Here is a 16,904-nt window from a genome sequence, read left to right as displayed (position 1 = left end):
TAAAAAAATCATTTCACTGCTGAAATGATTTAATTTTTTATCTGTTAATAAGATTACATCGCCTCTAGTTTTTTAGGGGCCGGCTTTTTTGCGGCAGGTTGTGCTTTTGCAGATTGTACTGCAGCTTCAACTTGCACTGCTTGTTGTGGAGCAATCGATTCATTTGAAGTGGCAACGCTATCATTCACATCACCTTTAATCGTAATAACCGATCTGCTGTTGGCAGCATCATTAGAATATACTTCGATGATTTTTGAAAATGGACCCACCAATGTAGTGTTGTAACCCACTTTTAACTGTGCAGTTTTTCCTGGCATAATTGGGTCTTGGCTCCATTCTGGCGTCGTACATCCACAAGATGCCTGAACTCTTGATATAATTAAAGGTTTGTCTCCTGTGTTTTTAACAGTGAAAAAGCGATGTCCGTCTGCGCCCACTTTAACTTTTCCGTAATCGTAAGTGGTTTTGTCAAAAGAGATGGTCTGTGCAGAAGCTAAGGCGAAAGATCCGGCTAAAAATAAGCCTGCAAAAATTTTTTTCATTTTGTTTAAATTTTTATAAAGTGGTTATTTGATTGAATTTAACAAACAAAGTTAAAAATAATTTTAATAACACGGTCAATTTTTTTTATTTCCCTATTTTTGCAGCTATTAAGTCAAAGATATATTATATGCAGATTTCAGAAAAATATACACCCCACGAAACAGAACAGAAATGGTATGATTTCTGGCTGAAACATCATTATTTTCATTCCGAACCCAACGAGAAACCACCTTATACCATCGTAATCCCACCACCCAATGTGACCGGCATCCTACACATGGGCCACATGTTGAATAATACCATTCAAGATATTTTGGTTCGTAGAGCCAGAATGCAAGGTTTTAATGCCTGCTGGGTGCCAGGAACTGATCATGCATCAATCGCAACAGAAGCGAAAGTGGTAGCCAAATTGAAAGAAGAAGGCATCAATAAAGCAGATTTGTCGCGGGAAGAATTTTTAAAGCACGCCTGGGATTGGACTGATAAATACGGCGGAACCATTTTGGAGCAATTGAAGAAACTAGGATGTTCTTGCGACTGGGAGCGAACCCGCTTTACGCTAGAACCAAAACTCTCTCAGCAGGTCGTGAAATCTTTTATTGACTTATATAAAAAAGGGCTCATTTACAGAGGCTACCGAATGGTCAATTGGGATCCTGAAGCCAAAACCAATATTTCTGATGAAGAAGTTATTTTCAAAGAGCAAAATGGGAAACTGTTTTATTTAAAATATAAAATAGAAGGAACTGAGGAATTCCTTTCCGTCGCAACAACCCGCCCGGAAACGATTTTCGGGGATACTGCGCTTTGTATCAATCCGAATGATGAAAGATATGCTCATTTAAAAGGGAAAAAGGTAATAGTCCCGATTGTCAACAGATTGATTCCCATTATTGAAGATGATTATGTGGATATTGAGTTCGGAACGGGCGCCTTAAAAATTACGCCAGCTCACGACACCAATGACTACGAGATCGGTAAACGTCATGGTTTAGCGATGATTGATTCTTTGGATGATGATGCTAATTTGAATGATCACGGTTTACATTACGCGGGTAAAAATCGATTTGTCGTTCGAAAAGAAATTGTGAAAGAATTAGAGCAAAATAACCTGTTGTTAAAAGCAGAAGATTACGTAAATAAAGTTGGAACATCGGAAAGAACCGGTGCAGTCATAGAACCTAAAGTTTCGGTGCAGTGGTTTTTAAAAATGTCTGAACTGGCAAAACCTGCTTTGGAGGTGGTGATGAATGATGAGGTGAAATTTCACCCGGAAAAATTCAAGAACACTTATAAACATTGGATGGAAAACATCCGCGATTGGAATATCTCACGACAACTATGGTGGGGGCAGCAAATTCCAGCTTATTTTTATGGTCGGGGCGAGGATGATTTCGTTGTTGCAGAAACAATCGAAGAAGCTTTAATTTTAGCAAAAGAAAAATCTCAAATTTCGGATCTAAAAATCTCAGATCTTCGTCAGGATGAAGACGCACTTGATACTTGGTTTTCTTCTTGGTTGTGGCCAATGTCTGTTTTCGACGGTATTTCGGATCCTGAAAATACAGATATCAATTACTATTATCCAACTTCTGATTTGGTGACCGGACCGGATATTATCTTTTTCTGGGTAGCCCGCATGATTATGGCGGGAATTGAATACCGAAAAGAAGTTCCTTTTAAAAATGTATACTTCACCGGAATTGTGCGTGATAAGCAAAGACGTAAAATGTCGAAATCACTCGGAAATTCTCCCGATCCAATTGAGTTGATTGAGAAATATGGAGCAGACGGTGTTCGCGTCGGAATTTTATTGAGTTCTGCTGCTGGAAACGATTTGCTTTTCGATGAAGAATTAATGTTGCAGGGAAGAAATTTCGCAACCAAAATCTGGAACTCCAATAAACTCATTCAAGGTTGGAAAAAAGATGATGCGATTAAAGCGAATAAAGCTGATCGGCAAGCCATCGATTGGTTCGGAAACCAAATGGATAAAACCATCGCGGAAATTGCAGACCAATTCGACAAATTTAGAATTTCCGATGCGCTCCATTTGGTGTATAAATTGATTTGGGATGATTTTTGTTCATGGTATTTAGAAGCCATTAAACCCAATTATGGAGAAGCGATTTCCACCGAGGTTTATGATCGTACGATTCAATATTTCGAGGAATTAATGAAATTGCTGCATCCATTTATGCCGTTTCTGTCGGAAGAATTATGGCAGAATATCTCTGAGCGTTCCATAGAAAACGCTTTGGTTATTGCCCAGCAAAGAAAGGTGCAGCCTTACAATTCGGACCTAATAAAGCAGTTTGAAATTTCTAAAGAACTGATTTCCGGGGTACGTAATTACCGCCAGAGCAAAGGTATTTCGCCACGTGAAAGTGTAGAGGTTTTTACCAATGCAGTTTCTTTTGACAATGAAAATTTAGTTAAAAAACTAGCCAATATTGAGCAGATTTATTTCGCTGAAAAAACAGATAAACCGACGTTCTCTTTCTTAATTGGAGGAACGGAAGTTTCAATTCCTTTAAGTGAGAACTTAGATTTAGGCGAAGAAAAAATTAAAACTGAAGAAGAAATCAAATATCTAAAAGGTTTTATGATGTCTGTAGATAAAAAATTATCCAACGAAAAGTTTATGGCAGGAGCGCCTCAGCAAGTAGTTGATAATGAATTGAAAAAGAAAAAAGATGCCGAGGATAAATTAATCTTGCTCGAAGAAAAACTGAAAACATTATCATGATCCACATTGAAAATATTAAAAAACTATTTGATAGAAATTTTGTAGAAAGTCCGCTCGTCGAATCTTTTGAAGCAGGAGATATCACACTTACATCTGGAAAACTGGCAGTCAGCGATCCGCTTATTACCAGCGAAATGCCTGCTTTTACGACGGATTTTCCGCTAGGAAATTTCCCCGTTTTGGTTCATAAAGAAATTGATAGCAACTGTATAGCCTATGTAGAAATCGTGTTTAGCAATTCTGAAATTGCAAGTTGGAAACTCGCTACTTCAGAAGGACAAAATACCGGTAACTTGCAGGAGGGCGAAATCTTTGGTTTTCCGGTAGAAAGTGGAATGGGATGTTTGATGGATTTTGAAACGCAGCAAAATCTGAACTTGTTGGAACAACATTTGTTCAAGCGGAAAGGAGATGATTTCATGGGAATTTATGAAGAATTTTTTCACGAGCACTTTTTTCAAGAAGAGGGAGCAATTAACCAATATGCTTTTTTAAAACCGAATGAAGATAAATCTGGAAATATTTTTGCGTTTGAAACCGGCTACGGTGAAGGATTCTATGCCAGTTATATCGGTTTTGATGAGCAAAATGTCCCTGTAAAAGTAGTTTGTGAACTCATAGAAATTAATTAAATTAAAATCGTTCTTAATCCTTTCATATTTAAGTACATTTGAAAGATAACTAATACACACAATGAATATAACTTCCGAACAGCCGAAAATTATTGTAATTGGTAGTTCATCTATAGATTTAGTTTTGAATACCGCCAACCTTCCACAGCCTAATGAAACGGTTATGGCTGAAAAATCAGAAAGTTTTTTTGGCGGGAAAGGTGCCAATCAAGCGGTCGCAACATCCAGATTAGGAGCAAGTGTATACTTTATTGGAGCTGTTGGGATGGATCCCTTCGGGCAGCAAATTTTACGGAATTTAGTTGATGAAGGAGTGAATATAGGGTACGTGATCGAAACTCAGGAAGCTGATACTGGCACCGCGTACGTGGTCGCGGCAAAAGGAGTGAATTCTATTGTCGTAGTTCCTGCTTCTAACTATTGCTTAAAACCACAAAATGTGGCAGATGCAGAAAAGTTTTTTACTACAGCTGATTTGGTGCTTGTCCAACTTGAAATCCCTATGGATGTTATAGAATACACCGCACAATTGGTTAAAATAAATGGAAATAAAATGGGAATTTATGCCTCGCCAGCAAAGAAACTTTCCCAAGATGTTATCGATAACGCGGCTTTCATTGTTGCCAAAAGTAACGAACTTTCAATCATCTTTGGAGATGAACCGAGAGAGCAAATCTTACGAAAGTATCCGAATAAATTATTTGTAAGAGACGATACCAACTCCACCACCTATTTTAATGGTGCCGAAATGAAATATTACCGCAACGATCACGATTCTGTACTACATAAAATGGGTATGGGCGACGCATTTACCGCTGGATTTGCCGTGGCACTTTGCCACCAAAATACCATTGATAATTGTGTAAAATTCGGAAACGATGTTTCTTTGAAAGTGACTAAAAATCGAGGTTCACAAAGTGGACTTCCGTACCTTAAAGATATTGTATAAATCAAGAATGCTATATTGAGCATATCGGTTTTTCTTTTTTAGTACCTTTAAAATTAATATTTTTAAAAAAATAATTCCACTTATTTACAAGTGGAATTTTTATGAAATGAAAGAACTGACCTTAAAAACACCCGACCAATTTCCACTTGCGGTAAAAATTTTTGAACCGATAACTTCTAACGGAAAATTACTGCTCATCAATTCAGCAACTGGCGTAAAACAACAGATCTACTTTTCTTTTGCTAAATATATGGCGGAAAACGGATTTACAGTCCTTACCTACGACTACCGCGGAATTGGCGAATCTAAGCCGAAAAAAATGAAGGGATTTGTAGCAACCATGAGGATTTGGGGAGCGATAGATTTCAAAACTTTAACTGATTTTATTCAAAAGGATTATCCTGATTACACCAAATTTTGTTTGGGTCATTCCGTGGGTGCGTTAATTCTTGGGATGAATGAAGATTCGAGGATTTTTAAGAAATTCGTTTTTGTGGCCACGCAGGATGCCACGCTTAAAAATCTGAAATTTAAAGTGGCCGTAACCGCGTTATTCGGTTTCGGCTTGGCTCTTCCGGTGATGACTCAATTTTTTGGTTATTTCCCCGCTCATCGTTTTGGTCTGGGAGAATCTTTGCCCAAAGGAGTTGCCTACGATTGGCAGACTTTAATTTTAAACAATAAATCCACCAGCAAACTGTATGAGAAAATTGATAGTGATTTTTCTAAAAACTTAACGCAAGAAACCTTCATCATCCATGCGGAAGACGACACTTGGGTGACAGATAAAGGCATGAACAGTTTAATGAAAACAGTGTATCCCAACCTGAATAAACGATTTAGAGAAGTTAAAATTTCTGAATCTGAAAAACAGGAAATTGGACATATTAATTTTTTTAGAACGTATAATAAAATCTTGTGGAAGGTCGTATTTGATGAATTATAGATCGATTCAAATTTCTTAATAGAAATGAATTTCATTTTCATTTGATGCAACGGTTTTAAAATCATTAAATTTACCTCAAAGAAAATTCAATGAAAATATATACCAAAACCGGCGACAAAGGAGAAACTGCACTTTACGGCGGAGCCCGTGTTTCCAAAGCATCCGCAAGAGTTGAATCTTATGGAACCATCGATGAGTTAAATTCTTTTATCGGAGTGGCAAAAAGTGAAGTTAAAGACGAGCATGTTTTAAATCAATTGAAGAAAATTCAGTTCGATTTATTTACGCTTGGTTCGGAATCTGCGACTCCAACGGATAAATTAACTTTAGCCAACGGAAAATCCCGCTTGGCTTTGATGATTACTGATAAAGAAATTGAAGAATTAGAACATTGGATGGATGCGTTTGAAAAAGAATTAAAACCCCTTCAATACTTCATTCTTCCTGGTGGTGGTCGTTCGGCAACTTCACTTCATGTTTGCAGAACGGTATGTCGGCGCGCAGAGCGAAGCTTGGTCTTCCTGAATGAAAAAGAAGAAGTTCGCCCAGAATTGATTAAATATTTGAACCGACTTTCTGATTACTTATTTGTTTTAGCACGTTATGTTTCAAAACTGAATAATGAAACCGAAGAATATTGGAATCCAAATGACCGATAAAGCGCTTCTTTTCATTAATGGAGTTCCACCAGAAAATCTTCCCGACACTATTAATTATTCTTTGATTGCCTGTTCCGATGGTGCTTTTCATTATTTAAAAGAGAAAGGTTTTCCGCTTGAAAAACTCGATTTTATTTCAGGAGATTTCGATTCTCATTCGGGAAAAGATGAGACTATTTATCACGAGAAATTTATTTTCACTCCAGATCAAAATAAAACTGATTTCGAGAAATCACTGGAAATCATCAAAGAAAGAGGTTATAAAGAAGTAGATGTTTACGGTGGGAGCGGTGGAGAAATGGATCATTTTTTAGGAAATCTCACGGTAGCTTTTATTTTTAAAGACGATTTAAAAATTACTTTTTTTGATGACCATTCGCACTATTTTTTCGCACCGAATATCTTAGTTTTAAACGATGTAAAAAATAAATTAATCTCTTTATATCCGTTCCCGAAGGCAGAAAATATTACAACAAAGGGTCTGAAATGGTCTTTAATTAAAGAGAATTTAGAAATAACCAATAGAATCGGAACCCGAAATTTCGCCCAAGAAAATAGCGTGACCATTGAATTCGACACTGGAAATTTGGTCGTCTTTATCGGGAATTAAGATTTCACGGAATTTTAACGGAATTTTAAAATAGAAACCCAACTATTTTTCTCAACTTTGCAAACTCAAAACACTTATACTTTTTCCTAAAAATGAAGATTAAATATTCAGAACTTATTGACCAAACTTTGTATTTCCCTACCGAAGAATTTAATGTGGCGGAAAATATTCTTCAATTTCACGATATTCCTTTAATGGAAGTGATTGAGCAGTTTGGTACTCCTTTGAAATTTAATTATCTGCCAAAAATTTCAATGAATATTCAACGCGCAAAAGCGTGGTTCAAAGAAGCTTTTGAAATCAATGATTACACAAAAAGCTACCGGTACTGCTACTGCACAAAATCCAGTCATTTTGCATTTGTTTTAGAAGAAGCGCTTAAAAATGATATTTCTTTGGAAACGTCTTCAGCCTACGATATCGATATTGTAAAATCCCTTTACGACAAAGGTAAGTTTGATAAAAACGTAGAAGTGATATGCAACGGTTTTAAAACCGATGATTATTTGGCGAAAATTTCTGATTTAATAAATCACGGTTTCGAAAATATTACCCCGATTTTAGATAATTATCGGGAGTTAGATAAATTGACGGAAAGCATCGATTGCAAATTTAATATCGGGATAAGAATTGCGGCTGAAGAGGAGCCGAAATTTGAATTTTATACCTCTAGATTGGGAATCGGTTACAAAGATATTATTCCCTACTACAGCCAGAAAATTGCAGAACACCCCAATGCGAGATTAAAAATGTTGCACTTTTTCATCAATACCGGAATCAAGGACACGGCGTATTACTGGAATGAATTGTACAAATGTTTACGCGTTTACGCCCGTTTGAAAAAAATCGCACCGGAAGTTGATTCCCTCAATATCGGTGGTGGTTTTCCAATTAAAACGTCGCTTAATTTTGATTACGATTACCAATATATGGTGAATGAAATCGTGTCTCAAATCAAGAAATTCTGTTTAGAAGAAGGGGTTGAAGAACCAAATATTTACACGGAGTTTGGCAGTTTTACCGTAGGTGAAAGTGGTGGCCATCTCTATAAAATTATTTCCCAAAAAAGGCAAAACGACCGAGAAAAATGGAATATGATCGACTCGTCTTTCATGACCACTTTGCCCGATACATGGGCGATTTCACGTAAGTTTATCATGCTGCCCATCAACCGTTGGGAAGATACCTACGAACGTGTTTTTCTGGGTGGTTTGACTTGTGATTCAGATGATTATTACAATTCTGAACAACATACCAATGCGATTTATTTGCCGACTTTCAGCGACACCAGACCTTTGTATATCGGTTTTTTCAATACGGGAGCCTATCAGGAAACCATCGGAGGTTACGGCGGTGTTCACCACTGTTTGATGCCTCAGCCCAAACATATTTTAATCGATAAAGACGAAGAAGGGAACTTTGTTTACACGGTTTTCCGGGAGGAACAAAAGCCAGAAGAAGTTTTGAAGTTATTGGGATATTAAATTTATTTAGGAGCACAGAATTGGGGCTCCTTTTTACTTTTCGGTCCCGCTGTCCACTATATCTTTTTCTTTTACTGTCGTGAAAAGAAAAAGGATGCCGTTTCCATCGGGGCTAAGGATAACTCGTAGGTTTTTTTACAAAGGACGCTTTAATAAAATGCTGATTGGCGCTCGCTTCGCTCGCGCCAACCCCTTACAAATTACAACCTGCATTTCTATTAAAAATTACCCCCATTTTCTCGAATTCAATTTCAGAAAAATCGGAGATAACCAAGTTTGCTTGATCATAATTCTGACCCACAGAATGTTCACTTTTATATGCCGTACAGAAAATCCCGGCAGCATGAGCAGCAATAATTCCGTTGGTAGAATCCTCGATCACCATACAATTTTCCTTAGATTCTGCTGCGATTTTTGCCGCTAATAAAAAAATTTCAGGATGCGGTTTTGATTCTTTCAAATCGGCACCACTGATTTTTCCGACAAAATAATTCTCCAGCTCAAATTTTTCAAAAACCATATTAATCGTGGTCATGCTGGCAGACGATGCTACAACAAGTTTTATCCTGTTTTTATAGTAATTTTCAATCAAATCTTTAACGCCCATAATTAAATTAAATTCGGCATCGTGATAAAAGTAATATTTGAAATATTTTCTTTTAATCATTGCCAATTCTTCGTACGACTGACATAACTTATATTTTTCTATTAACGTATGGCAAACTCTCTTGGTGGAGGCGCCGGTGAAAGTGGTGTACAAATCTTCAGAAACATGAATTCCCAAATCCTGAAATAATTGGAAATATGCTTTTCGGTGGAGTGGTTCGGTATCAACGATTACACCGTCCATGTCGAATAGTACTGCTTTTAATGGCATTCAAAAATTTTTACAAATTTAGGAAAACAATTATTTACTTTTCTTAAAACCCTTTCAGTCTTTCAAAGGGTTCAAGGGTTGAGTGCTATTTTTGTAATTGCAAAATCCAGGAACTTATTTTGTCTAAAACATTGGGTGAAAAAGTTTCTTCAATTTGTCCGTATTCAGAAGGGTTTCCGGTTTTTGCCGTTTGAAAAAGGTGATTTAAACCTTTAAACGCTACAATTTCAAAATTTCTGTTTCCTGCTTTCGTCAGTGAGTTTTTAATTCCGGCTAAATTTTCTTTCGCAGAAACCTGCAGATCTAAACTTCCATTGATTGCTAAAACAGGAATTTTAACCTTAGATAGATAATCATCCGGATTAAATTTTAAAAAATACCGAAACCATCCATCAGAAAAACGTTTTGTTTGCTGCTCCGCAACGGCATCTATTTGATCCGGAGATATTTGATCTGCAGGCAATTTTTGCAGTTCGGAGATAACTATTTTTTTTAAGTCATCTTTTAGGTTTCCTCCTTGATAATTTTTAATGTATGAAAACATTTTTCGGTTCAATAGTTCTTTCACCGCAATAGATTTATCATCTTCTCCCGAAATTTTCGCAATATCATTGGTTTGCTGTAGTAAGAGATCTTCAATCGGGATTCCCGGACCTGCAAGCAAAACCAAAAACTTGACTTTTGTATTTTCACCGGAAACCATTGGCGCAATCATGCCACCTTCAGAATGACCGATGAGACCGATGTTTTGATAACCCTGCTTTGCAAGATAATTGACCGCCGAACTTATATCCGTAGCAAAATCTGCTGTTGTAGCGCCATCTTTTCCTTTTTCAGATCCTCCTACACCACGATCATCAATCCGTAAAGTGGCGATCCCTTTTTTTGCCAGATCATCGGACATCACTAAAAAAGGTTTATGGCCATACAGCTCTTCATTTCGATCCTGTGCACCACTTCCGGTGATCATTATAAGAATTGGATTTTTTTTATTGAAATTTTTTGGACTTGCAAGTGTACCTGCTAGCAAATTGCCGTCGGAGTCATTCTTAAAATTAATATCTGTTGTATCGTAATTGAATGGTGGTTTTGGTTCTTGCGGTCTGTTCATCACTGCTGCCGTGTTTGTGCGGGAAAGTACGAAGGGGATATTCATGCCGTTTTGAGAAAATGTTCCGTCAATAACTTCACCATTAAAACTTCCTTTGAAACTGACTCCCATATTGGAAGCATCTAGAATTAATTCATTATTAATAAAAGTGGTGGTTTGAACGGCAATTCCTTTCGCACCCTGCATCGGACTATCGAAAGTCGATTTGTAATTGTTGCCCTCTTTTTCAAGGTGAACAACAAGTGGAAGTTTTTGTGTTTGAATGTCCAAAATTCCGTACCAGGTTCCCAAAATATTTTGAGCAAATACAAAATGCAGCATCAATAAAAAAGCGGTGGAGAAAATTTTTGTTTTCATAGGTTCAAATTTAAAATGGTTAGTTGGTAGATAATCAAAAATAAGATCAGGACGCCGGCAAAAACTGAAATATTTTGCCAGGTTTTAATATTTGTTGCTGTTTTGAAGCCGTTGTAAATCAGCGCGATACTATAAATTAGGAAAGGTAATACTAAAACAAGAAAAATGGACAAAGTGAAAATGTCCCCTATTTCCAGGTGAGGTCTGGTAGAAAAATCGATAGAATTACTTATTCTTTCATTAAAATTTTTAAAAAAAGGAATATTATAGATAAACATTACAAATAATAGGGGCAGTTGCGAGATTCCGACTGTATTGACAATATCCACAACTCTGGTTTTTGAATTAAAAAATCTCCCTAGAATAACAAGCATTACGATCGCCGAGCCATAACTTAATGCAGCGTAAAAAATAGAACTTAAGATGCTGACTTCTTCCACATTTGCAATTTTGAAAATGCTGATTAACGGACTTTCAAATACGGAACCGAAAAACCCAAAACCCAAAAGTCCGACCAGGGAAAGCAGAAACATTTGCTTTTCAGAAAATTTTAAAAACGGGTTGAACACATATTTCCAGTTCATCTTAGTTTGTTTTTAAATTGTTAATGGTTTGGATCAGATCATCCATTTTATTCCGCATGGTCGGATAGGAGAGTTCTGCTTGCTTGGCCATTTCTTTAATACTTCCGCTGGACAGAAAAAACTCCAGAATAAAATCCTGCTCCTCACGACTTAGTTGTAAGTAGAGCGGTAGATCATAATTACCGTTGACTGTCGTGTCGCAATGATTACATTTCATCTGACTTACATTTAGTGAATTATCACAACTTGGACAAAGTATCGGGATTTTCATTGCTTTCTTGATTTTTATTTTAACAAAATTAAAAATTTATTTAACAAAGTTAAAAATAATATTGATATTGAAGAATATTTGTTTAATAAATGTCAAATTAATTTTCACAGATAAAATTTGAATTGATGATCATCTTAAATTCATGATGAAATATTTATCTTTGAAGTTCTATTTATTAAAAATCTAAAATCTCAAATAAAATGAAAACATACGCAGATATTCCAGAAGAAAATGCGCAATTAGAAACCTCAAAAGTAATGTTGGTTACGGTTCCTTACGATGGAACTTCAACTTGGGGAAAAGGTGCTGACAAAGGACCGGAACTTTTTTTAGATGCCTCGGAAAATATGGAATTGTATGATATCGAAACTTCTACAGAACCTTATTTAGAAGGCGTTTATCTCGCAGGAGAAATCACGGAAAAATCTTCGCCCGAAGCAATGACCCAAGCGGTTTACAATAAAACCAAAGAACTCCTTGCGAACGACGGAAAATTATTTACCCTTTTCGGTGGTGAACATTCGGTGTCGATTGGTTCCATTCGCGCGGTGGGTGAGAAGTATGAAAATCTAACCGTTTTACAATTGGATGCACATACCGATTTACGTCCTGACTTTCATGGTTCCACTTCTAATCATGCTTGCGCAGTTTACGAAGCCAGCCAAAAACATAATTTGGTTCAAGTCGGGATTCGTTCTATGGATGTTGAGGAAATGGAATATGTGAATAAAGAACAGTGTTTCTGGGCACTCCAAATTGCAAATAATGAAAACTGGATCAATGAAGTTCTGGAAAAAGTTTCTGGTAATGTTTATATCACCATTGATTTAGATGCCTTTGACCCTTCGATTGCGCCATCAACAGGAACGCCTGAGCCAGGCGGTTTGCAATGGTATCCAACTTTGGAACTGTTGAGAAAAGTTTTTGAAAAATGCAATGTTGTCGCTTTTGATATTGTAGAATTAATGGATTCTCCAATGCCAAAACCAACTGCTTTCTTAGCCGCAAAATTGTACTACAAAATGTTGGCATATTATCACATCAGCAAAAACTAAGAAGTTAGAAACCAATAAAAGTGAACCCATAGATTTCTATGGGTTTTGCATTTTAACGCTCCAGTAAAATATCATCAACATCTTTCATTCTGCTCATCACGGATCGCGCGTAGGAGCAATGTGGGTAAACTTTCCACTCATTTTCTCGGGCAAACTTGATGGCCTCGTCGACCAAGTATTTCCCCATCCCTTTTCCTTCAAATTTTGAATGAACCAAAACGAAAGAAATAATGAGTTTGTTTTCCTCTGGGAAAATCGTGTAGGTTAATCTGCCCACTTCTTCTTCTTCATTATGCAAAGTAAAAACGCCGCCGTTTCCGGATCTGTTATTTTCGTATTTCATCGTAATCTTTTTTAGTTGCTTAAATTTAAGGAAAATAAATGAAAACAGGTTTTTATCATTTTAACTGACCTCCTAAGGTTGCAAGCTCTGCAGCCCGACTTGAGTGGAGCTCTTTTTATGGAACGCAGTGGAATAAAAAAGCGGGAACGGAAGGCGGAAATCGCTGCCATAAAAAACAATAAAAAATTAAAGTAGACTCTACTTTGACAAATGGTTTCCTAAATCATAAGAGTTAAATTAAAGATCTTTTCCCGTGTAGAAATTATAATCTTTGATGATGATATTGATGAATTGTCGCTCCGTCATTTTGGTGGGATCAACTTCAATTTTCAGGATTTCTTTGATTTTCGTGGAGAGTTTAGAAACCACGGCGCGGTCATCTATTTTAAGTGCTTTTTGATAATTTTCTTTAATGATTCGCACGTCGTTATCAGTCAGGGCAATGACTTGCGGGAAAAGTGGAATGTAGTCCTCCTTCAGGTTTTCCAGGATGGTATGGGAAATATTCACTTTATTTTTCAGTGAAATTACGGCGGTTCCGGAGGCGATGTCGCCCAGTCGTTGGTTGTTTTTGGAAACGATCATACTGATTAAGCCAACGACTCCAGAATTAGAAAAAACATCGATCAGGCGGAAAAACCAACGCATTAAATAGTCGCCGAAACTGGCTTGAAATCCATCAATCTTGACGACTTTAATTTTGAGCATTTTTTTTCCAAAGGTTTGGCCTTCCATCAGACTTTCGCTTACCAAAGTGTACACGTGAATTGGCATGGTGAGAACGATATACACGGCCATTTGCGACCAATTGTCGAGACTATCAATGAACGCCCCGAAATTAAAAACCTTAAATAGAAACCAAAAAAGAATGATGATATAAGCTGCCTTAATCAGAATATCGATAAAAAAGGCCAATATTCTTTCGCCAATGCTAGCGGTATTGAAATTTATATTTACATTTTGTGAAGTATTTATAGCAATGAGCGACATATTTTTATTATTTTAGCATCGGATGAGAGAGGTTGCATTTATCAAACAAAATAAAGAAAAATGGTTGGGAATCGAGCAGGTTATCGCAGGAAAAGTTAAAAAAAATCCGGATGACCTCTCTTCACTGTACATTAATTTGGTCAATGACTTGTCATTTGCCCAGACCTACTATCCCAAAAGCAAAACGACCGTTTATCTGAACAACCTTTCATCACTTATTTTCCAACGAATTTACAAGACCAAAAGAACTGAAAAAAATCGTTTGCGACAGTTTTTCGCAACAGAAGTGCCACTTTTGGTTCATCATTACCGCAGGTATTTGTTTTATGCCTTCGGTTTTTTTATTGTATTTACGTTAATCGGTTTTATTTCCGCGTATTACGATAAAGAATTTGTTCGGATTATTTTAGGCGATGAATATGTAAATAAAACCATTGAGAATATAGAAAAAGGAAATGCGGTCGGAGTTTATCAGCAGGGTTCTAACTGGGGCACTTCGATTGCTATTATTTTTAATAATTTAAAAGTGGGTGCCGTTCTTTTTATTTACGGAGTTTTCGGTGGGGTCGGAACTTTGTATGCCTTGTTGCAGAACAGCATTATGCTCGGGTCTTTTCAATATTTTTTTCATGAACATGGTGCCTTAAAAGAAAGTGCCAGTGGGATTTGGCTGCATGGCGTTTTCGAAATATTCAGCATGGTTGTAGAAGCGATGGCGGGTTTAATTTTAGGGGCTTCCATTTTGTTTCCGAAAACTTATTCGCGATTCAATTCCTTTAAATTGGGTTTTAAGGATTCCTTTAAAATATTTTTAAGCACCGTTCCTTTTACGATTGTGGCGGGAATTATAGAGGGTTATGTCACGCGTTATGCGTTGGTGATGCCTGGGATTATCAATATACTTCTCATCTTTGGGACGCTTTCATTGATCGGATTTTATTATTTAATCTATCCTTATTTAGTAGCAAAAAATACAAAAATACATGATGCAGTTTTATCAGAAAAGGGACTTCGGAACCTTCATTAGCGACACGTTTGCTTTTTTCAAAGAACACGGAAAAAATTACTTTAAAAATTATCTTTTAATCAATGGGATTTTATTAATTCTGATGGTTGTGATTTTTGTGCTGGGTTATCGCGAGTTTTTCGCACAGATGATGGGATCCAATACCGCTGGACAGAATTATTATTTTGAAGCCTATTTTCAGGAAAACCAAGCGATGCTCATTTTGGTTTCCAGCATTGTGTTTTTCTTGTTCTTGGCCGTTACCATGGTTTCTTATTCATATCCTGTTTTGTATCTGAAAAGATTGAGTGAGACCGGCAATAAAGACATCAAAGCTGATGATATTCTAAGCGATTTGAAAAGCAATGTCGGACGGTTTTTACTCCTATTCCTGGGGATGTTATTTATTGTAACGCCGTTGGCAATGATTGTTTTTGGACTCTCTGTGGTGTTGATGTTTATTCTGATTGGTTTCTTTTTAATCATCATCATGGGGCCGGCTTTAATGAATGTGGTTAATTTTTTAATGTTCGATTATTTACATACCAAAAAAGGCTTTTTCGAATCTTTAAGTTATTCCATTAGAGCGCAGTTTTCATATCGAAATGGTCGGGAAAAATCGCCGTTTTGGAAATATTGGGGTTCTACCATCGTGATGTATTTTATCATTCAAACAGTGTCGTCTATTTTCACGATGATTCCGATGATGTTTATATTTGGTGGGATGATGACCGTTCCGCAGACGGGAGAAATGCAACAAAATCCTTTTGAAGGTCCCATGGGAATTTTTATTTTTTTGCTGTACGGCGTTTCGCTCTTATTTTCGTTTTTGATGATTAATGTTATTTTCGTTATGTCCGGATTGCAGTATTACGACAGCCGTACAGACCTTCACCGCAATTTAGACTTATCAGAAATCGATACGATTGGCACCCATGAAATTTAGGATACTCTTCTTCATTTTTACAGTATTATTTATATCCGGAAATTCTCAGGAACTTCCGCAGGCTGACCTGGCCAACTACCAAGATTCCACGGCAACCTCCTACGATCCACAATTTTATACCGATTCTCTTTTGTTGGAAAAGCCGACCACCAATAATACAGTGTTCCCGAAAAATTTTGAGGAAAAATTTCAGACCAAATACCGAGGCGCAGAATACGATTACACAACCATTAAACCACGAGAATCACTCTGGGAGAAAATTCAGAAGAGAATCCGCAAAATTTTAGAATCTATTTTTGGGAAAGTTGATCCAAACAAAACCGGGCAATACGCAGAAATTTTTATTCGGATCTTCGCGGTAATCATTATTGGTTTTGTACTGTATTTTTTAATTAAATTTTTGTTGGGCAAAGACGGCAATTTCTTTTTCAGCAAAAAGAATAAAAAATTTAATATTGAAAACCAAGATCTTCACGAAAATATCCATGAAATTAACTTCAATGAGGCGATTCTGAAATTTGAAAGTCAACAGGAGTACCGATTCGCAATTCGGTATCAGTTTCTCATGGTTTTGAAAAAACTGGCTGATAAAAAACTCATCAACTGGAATCCTGAAAAAACCAATAAAGATTATTTGTCAGAGTTAAAAACCAAAGAATTAAAAATGGGTTTCAAAGAACTGGCTTATATTTTCGATTATGTTTGGTATGGTGAATTCCAGGTTGATGAAGAACATTATCATAACTTCAAGCAGAAATTTTTAAATTTTAAAATCTAATATGGTTTAAGGAA

General features: G+C 36.6%; 18 protein-coding genes. 11 read left to right on the top strand and 7 right to left on the bottom strand.

The annotated features are described in order from the left end of the window. Nucleotides 1-53: 53 nt before the first annotated feature. Nucleotides 54-542 (bottom strand): DUF1573 domain-containing protein, encoded by a 489-nt coding sequence (locus QWY78_RS01180; RefSeq protein WP_290215838.1) that lies wholly within the window; start codon nucleotides 540-542, stop codon nucleotides 54-56. Nucleotides 543-670: 128 nt separating this feature from the next. On the opposite strand from QWY78_RS01180, the gene QWY78_RS01175 reads away from it, so the two are divergent. The 7 genes from QWY78_RS01175 (at nucleotide 671) to QWY78_RS01145 (ending at nucleotide 8,572) form a co-directional block, all read left to right on the top strand. After that, nucleotides 671-3,292: a valine--tRNA ligase gene (locus QWY78_RS01175; protein ID WP_290215837.1), complete on the top strand. Its 2,622-nt coding sequence runs from the start codon at nucleotides 671-673 to the stop codon at nucleotides 3,290-3,292. Continuing rightward, nucleotides 3,289-3,924 (top strand): DUF4241 domain-containing protein, encoded by a 636-nt coding sequence (locus QWY78_RS01170; protein ID WP_290215836.1) that lies wholly within the window; start codon nucleotides 3,289-3,291, stop codon nucleotides 3,922-3,924. Before QWY78_RS01175 ends, QWY78_RS01170 begins: the two co-directional genes overlap by 4 nt. A 61-nt stretch (nucleotides 3,925-3,985) precedes the next feature. Then, a complete protein-coding gene (locus QWY78_RS01165) occupies nucleotides 3,986-4,873 on the top strand; it encodes a ribokinase (RefSeq protein ID WP_290215835.1) in 888 nt (295 codons plus the stop codon). 106 nt (nucleotides 4,874-4,979) lie between these two features. Next, nucleotides 4,980-5,819 carry an alpha/beta hydrolase family protein gene (locus tag QWY78_RS01160; protein ID WP_290215834.1) on the top strand — a complete coding sequence of 280 codons (840 nt, stop codon included), beginning with the start codon at nucleotides 4,980-4,982 and terminating at the stop codon, nucleotides 5,817-5,819. An 89-nt stretch (nucleotides 5,820-5,908) separates the two neighbouring features. Further along, entirely contained in the window at nucleotides 5,909-6,478 is a 570-nt protein-coding gene (locus QWY78_RS01155; protein ID WP_290215833.1) for a cob(I)yrinic acid a,c-diamide adenosyltransferase, read from the top strand. Continuing rightward, nucleotides 6,441-7,088 (top strand): thiamine diphosphokinase, encoded by a 648-nt coding sequence (locus tag QWY78_RS01150; RefSeq protein ID WP_290215832.1) that lies wholly within the window; start codon nucleotides 6,441-6,443, stop codon nucleotides 7,086-7,088. The genes QWY78_RS01155 and QWY78_RS01150 overlap by 38 nt, the downstream gene beginning before the upstream one ends. Nucleotides 7,089-7,180: 92 nt before the next feature. Continuing rightward, on the top strand, nucleotides 7,181-8,572 hold the full coding sequence (locus tag QWY78_RS01145; RefSeq protein WP_290215831.1) for a type III PLP-dependent enzyme domain-containing protein: 1,392 nt from the start codon (nucleotides 7,181-7,183) through the stop codon (nucleotides 8,570-8,572). A 193-nt stretch (nucleotides 8,573-8,765) separates the two neighbouring features. On the opposite strand, the gene QWY78_RS01140 is transcribed toward QWY78_RS01145, so the two are convergent. The 4 genes from QWY78_RS01140 to QWY78_RS01125 form a co-directional block, all read right to left on the bottom strand. Then, the gene (locus QWY78_RS01140) at nucleotides 8,766-9,449 is read right to left on the bottom strand and encodes an HAD family hydrolase (RefSeq protein WP_290215830.1); all 684 of its coding nucleotides are present in this window, start codon (nucleotides 9,447-9,449) and stop codon (nucleotides 8,766-8,768) included. A gap of 85 nt (nucleotides 9,450-9,534) precedes the next feature. Then, nucleotides 9,535-10,917 (bottom strand): alpha/beta hydrolase family protein, encoded by a 1,383-nt coding sequence (locus QWY78_RS01135; protein WP_290215829.1) that lies wholly within the window; start codon nucleotides 10,915-10,917, stop codon nucleotides 9,535-9,537. Further along, a complete protein-coding gene (locus QWY78_RS01130) occupies nucleotides 10,914-11,501 on the bottom strand; it encodes a YIP1 family protein (RefSeq protein ID WP_290215828.1) in 588 nt (195 codons plus the stop codon). The genes QWY78_RS01135 and QWY78_RS01130 overlap by 4 nt, the downstream gene beginning before the upstream one ends. A gap of 1 nt (nucleotide 11,502) precedes the next feature. Continuing rightward, nucleotides 11,503-11,772, bottom strand: coding sequence for a DUF2089 family protein (locus tag QWY78_RS01125; RefSeq protein ID WP_290215827.1), 270 nt, complete (start codon nucleotides 11,770-11,772; stop codon nucleotides 11,503-11,505). A 200-nt stretch (nucleotides 11,773-11,972) separates the two neighbouring features. Here QWY78_RS01125 and speB point away from each other — a divergent pair, with 200 nt between their 5' ends. Continuing rightward, on the top strand, nucleotides 11,973-12,827 hold the full coding sequence (gene speB, locus QWY78_RS01120) for an agmatinase (RefSeq protein ID WP_290215826.1): 855 nt from the start codon (nucleotides 11,973-11,975) through the stop codon (nucleotides 12,825-12,827). 52 nt (nucleotides 12,828-12,879) lie between these two features. Here speB and QWY78_RS01115 read toward each other — a convergent pair whose 3' ends face one another. Together QWY78_RS01115 and QWY78_RS01110 are read right to left on the bottom strand one after the other, a co-directional pair. Beyond that, entirely contained in the window at nucleotides 12,880-13,170 is a 291-nt protein-coding gene (locus QWY78_RS01115) for a GNAT family N-acetyltransferase (RefSeq protein ID WP_290215825.1), read from the bottom strand. A 237-nt stretch (nucleotides 13,171-13,407) separates the two neighbouring features. Further along, on the bottom strand, nucleotides 13,408-14,160 hold the full coding sequence (locus QWY78_RS01110) for an RDD family protein (RefSeq protein ID WP_290215824.1): 753 nt from the start codon (nucleotides 14,158-14,160) through the stop codon (nucleotides 13,408-13,410). 22 nt (nucleotides 14,161-14,182) lie between these two features. Here QWY78_RS01110 and QWY78_RS01105 point away from each other — a divergent pair, with 22 nt between their 5' ends. The 3 genes from QWY78_RS01105 to QWY78_RS01095 are packed head-to-tail and all read left to right on the top strand — an operon-like array spanning nucleotide 14,183 to nucleotide 16,890. After that, nucleotides 14,183-15,187, top strand: coding sequence for a stage II sporulation protein M (locus QWY78_RS01105; protein WP_290215823.1), 1,005 nt, complete (start codon nucleotides 14,183-14,185; stop codon nucleotides 15,185-15,187). Continuing rightward, entirely contained in the window at nucleotides 15,144-16,112 is a 969-nt protein-coding gene (locus QWY78_RS01100) for a DUF4013 domain-containing protein (RefSeq protein ID WP_290215822.1), read from the top strand. Before QWY78_RS01105 ends, QWY78_RS01100 begins: the two co-directional genes overlap by 44 nt. Continuing rightward, complete coding sequence (locus tag QWY78_RS01095; protein WP_290215821.1) at nucleotides 16,102-16,890, top strand: DUF4129 domain-containing protein; 789 nt, start codon at nucleotides 16,102-16,104, stop codon at nucleotides 16,888-16,890. The genes QWY78_RS01100 and QWY78_RS01095 overlap by 11 nt, the downstream gene beginning before the upstream one ends. Nucleotides 16,891-16,904 lie beyond the last annotated feature (14 nt).

Origin of the sequence: Kaistella yonginensis, assembly GCF_030409525.1 — a bacterium.
GTDB lineage: Bacteria > Bacteroidota > Bacteroidia > Flavobacteriales > Weeksellaceae > Kaistella > Kaistella yonginensis.
The sequence above is the reverse complement of the archived record's forward strand: the minus strand, read 5'-3'. Positions and strand labels throughout refer to the sequence as shown.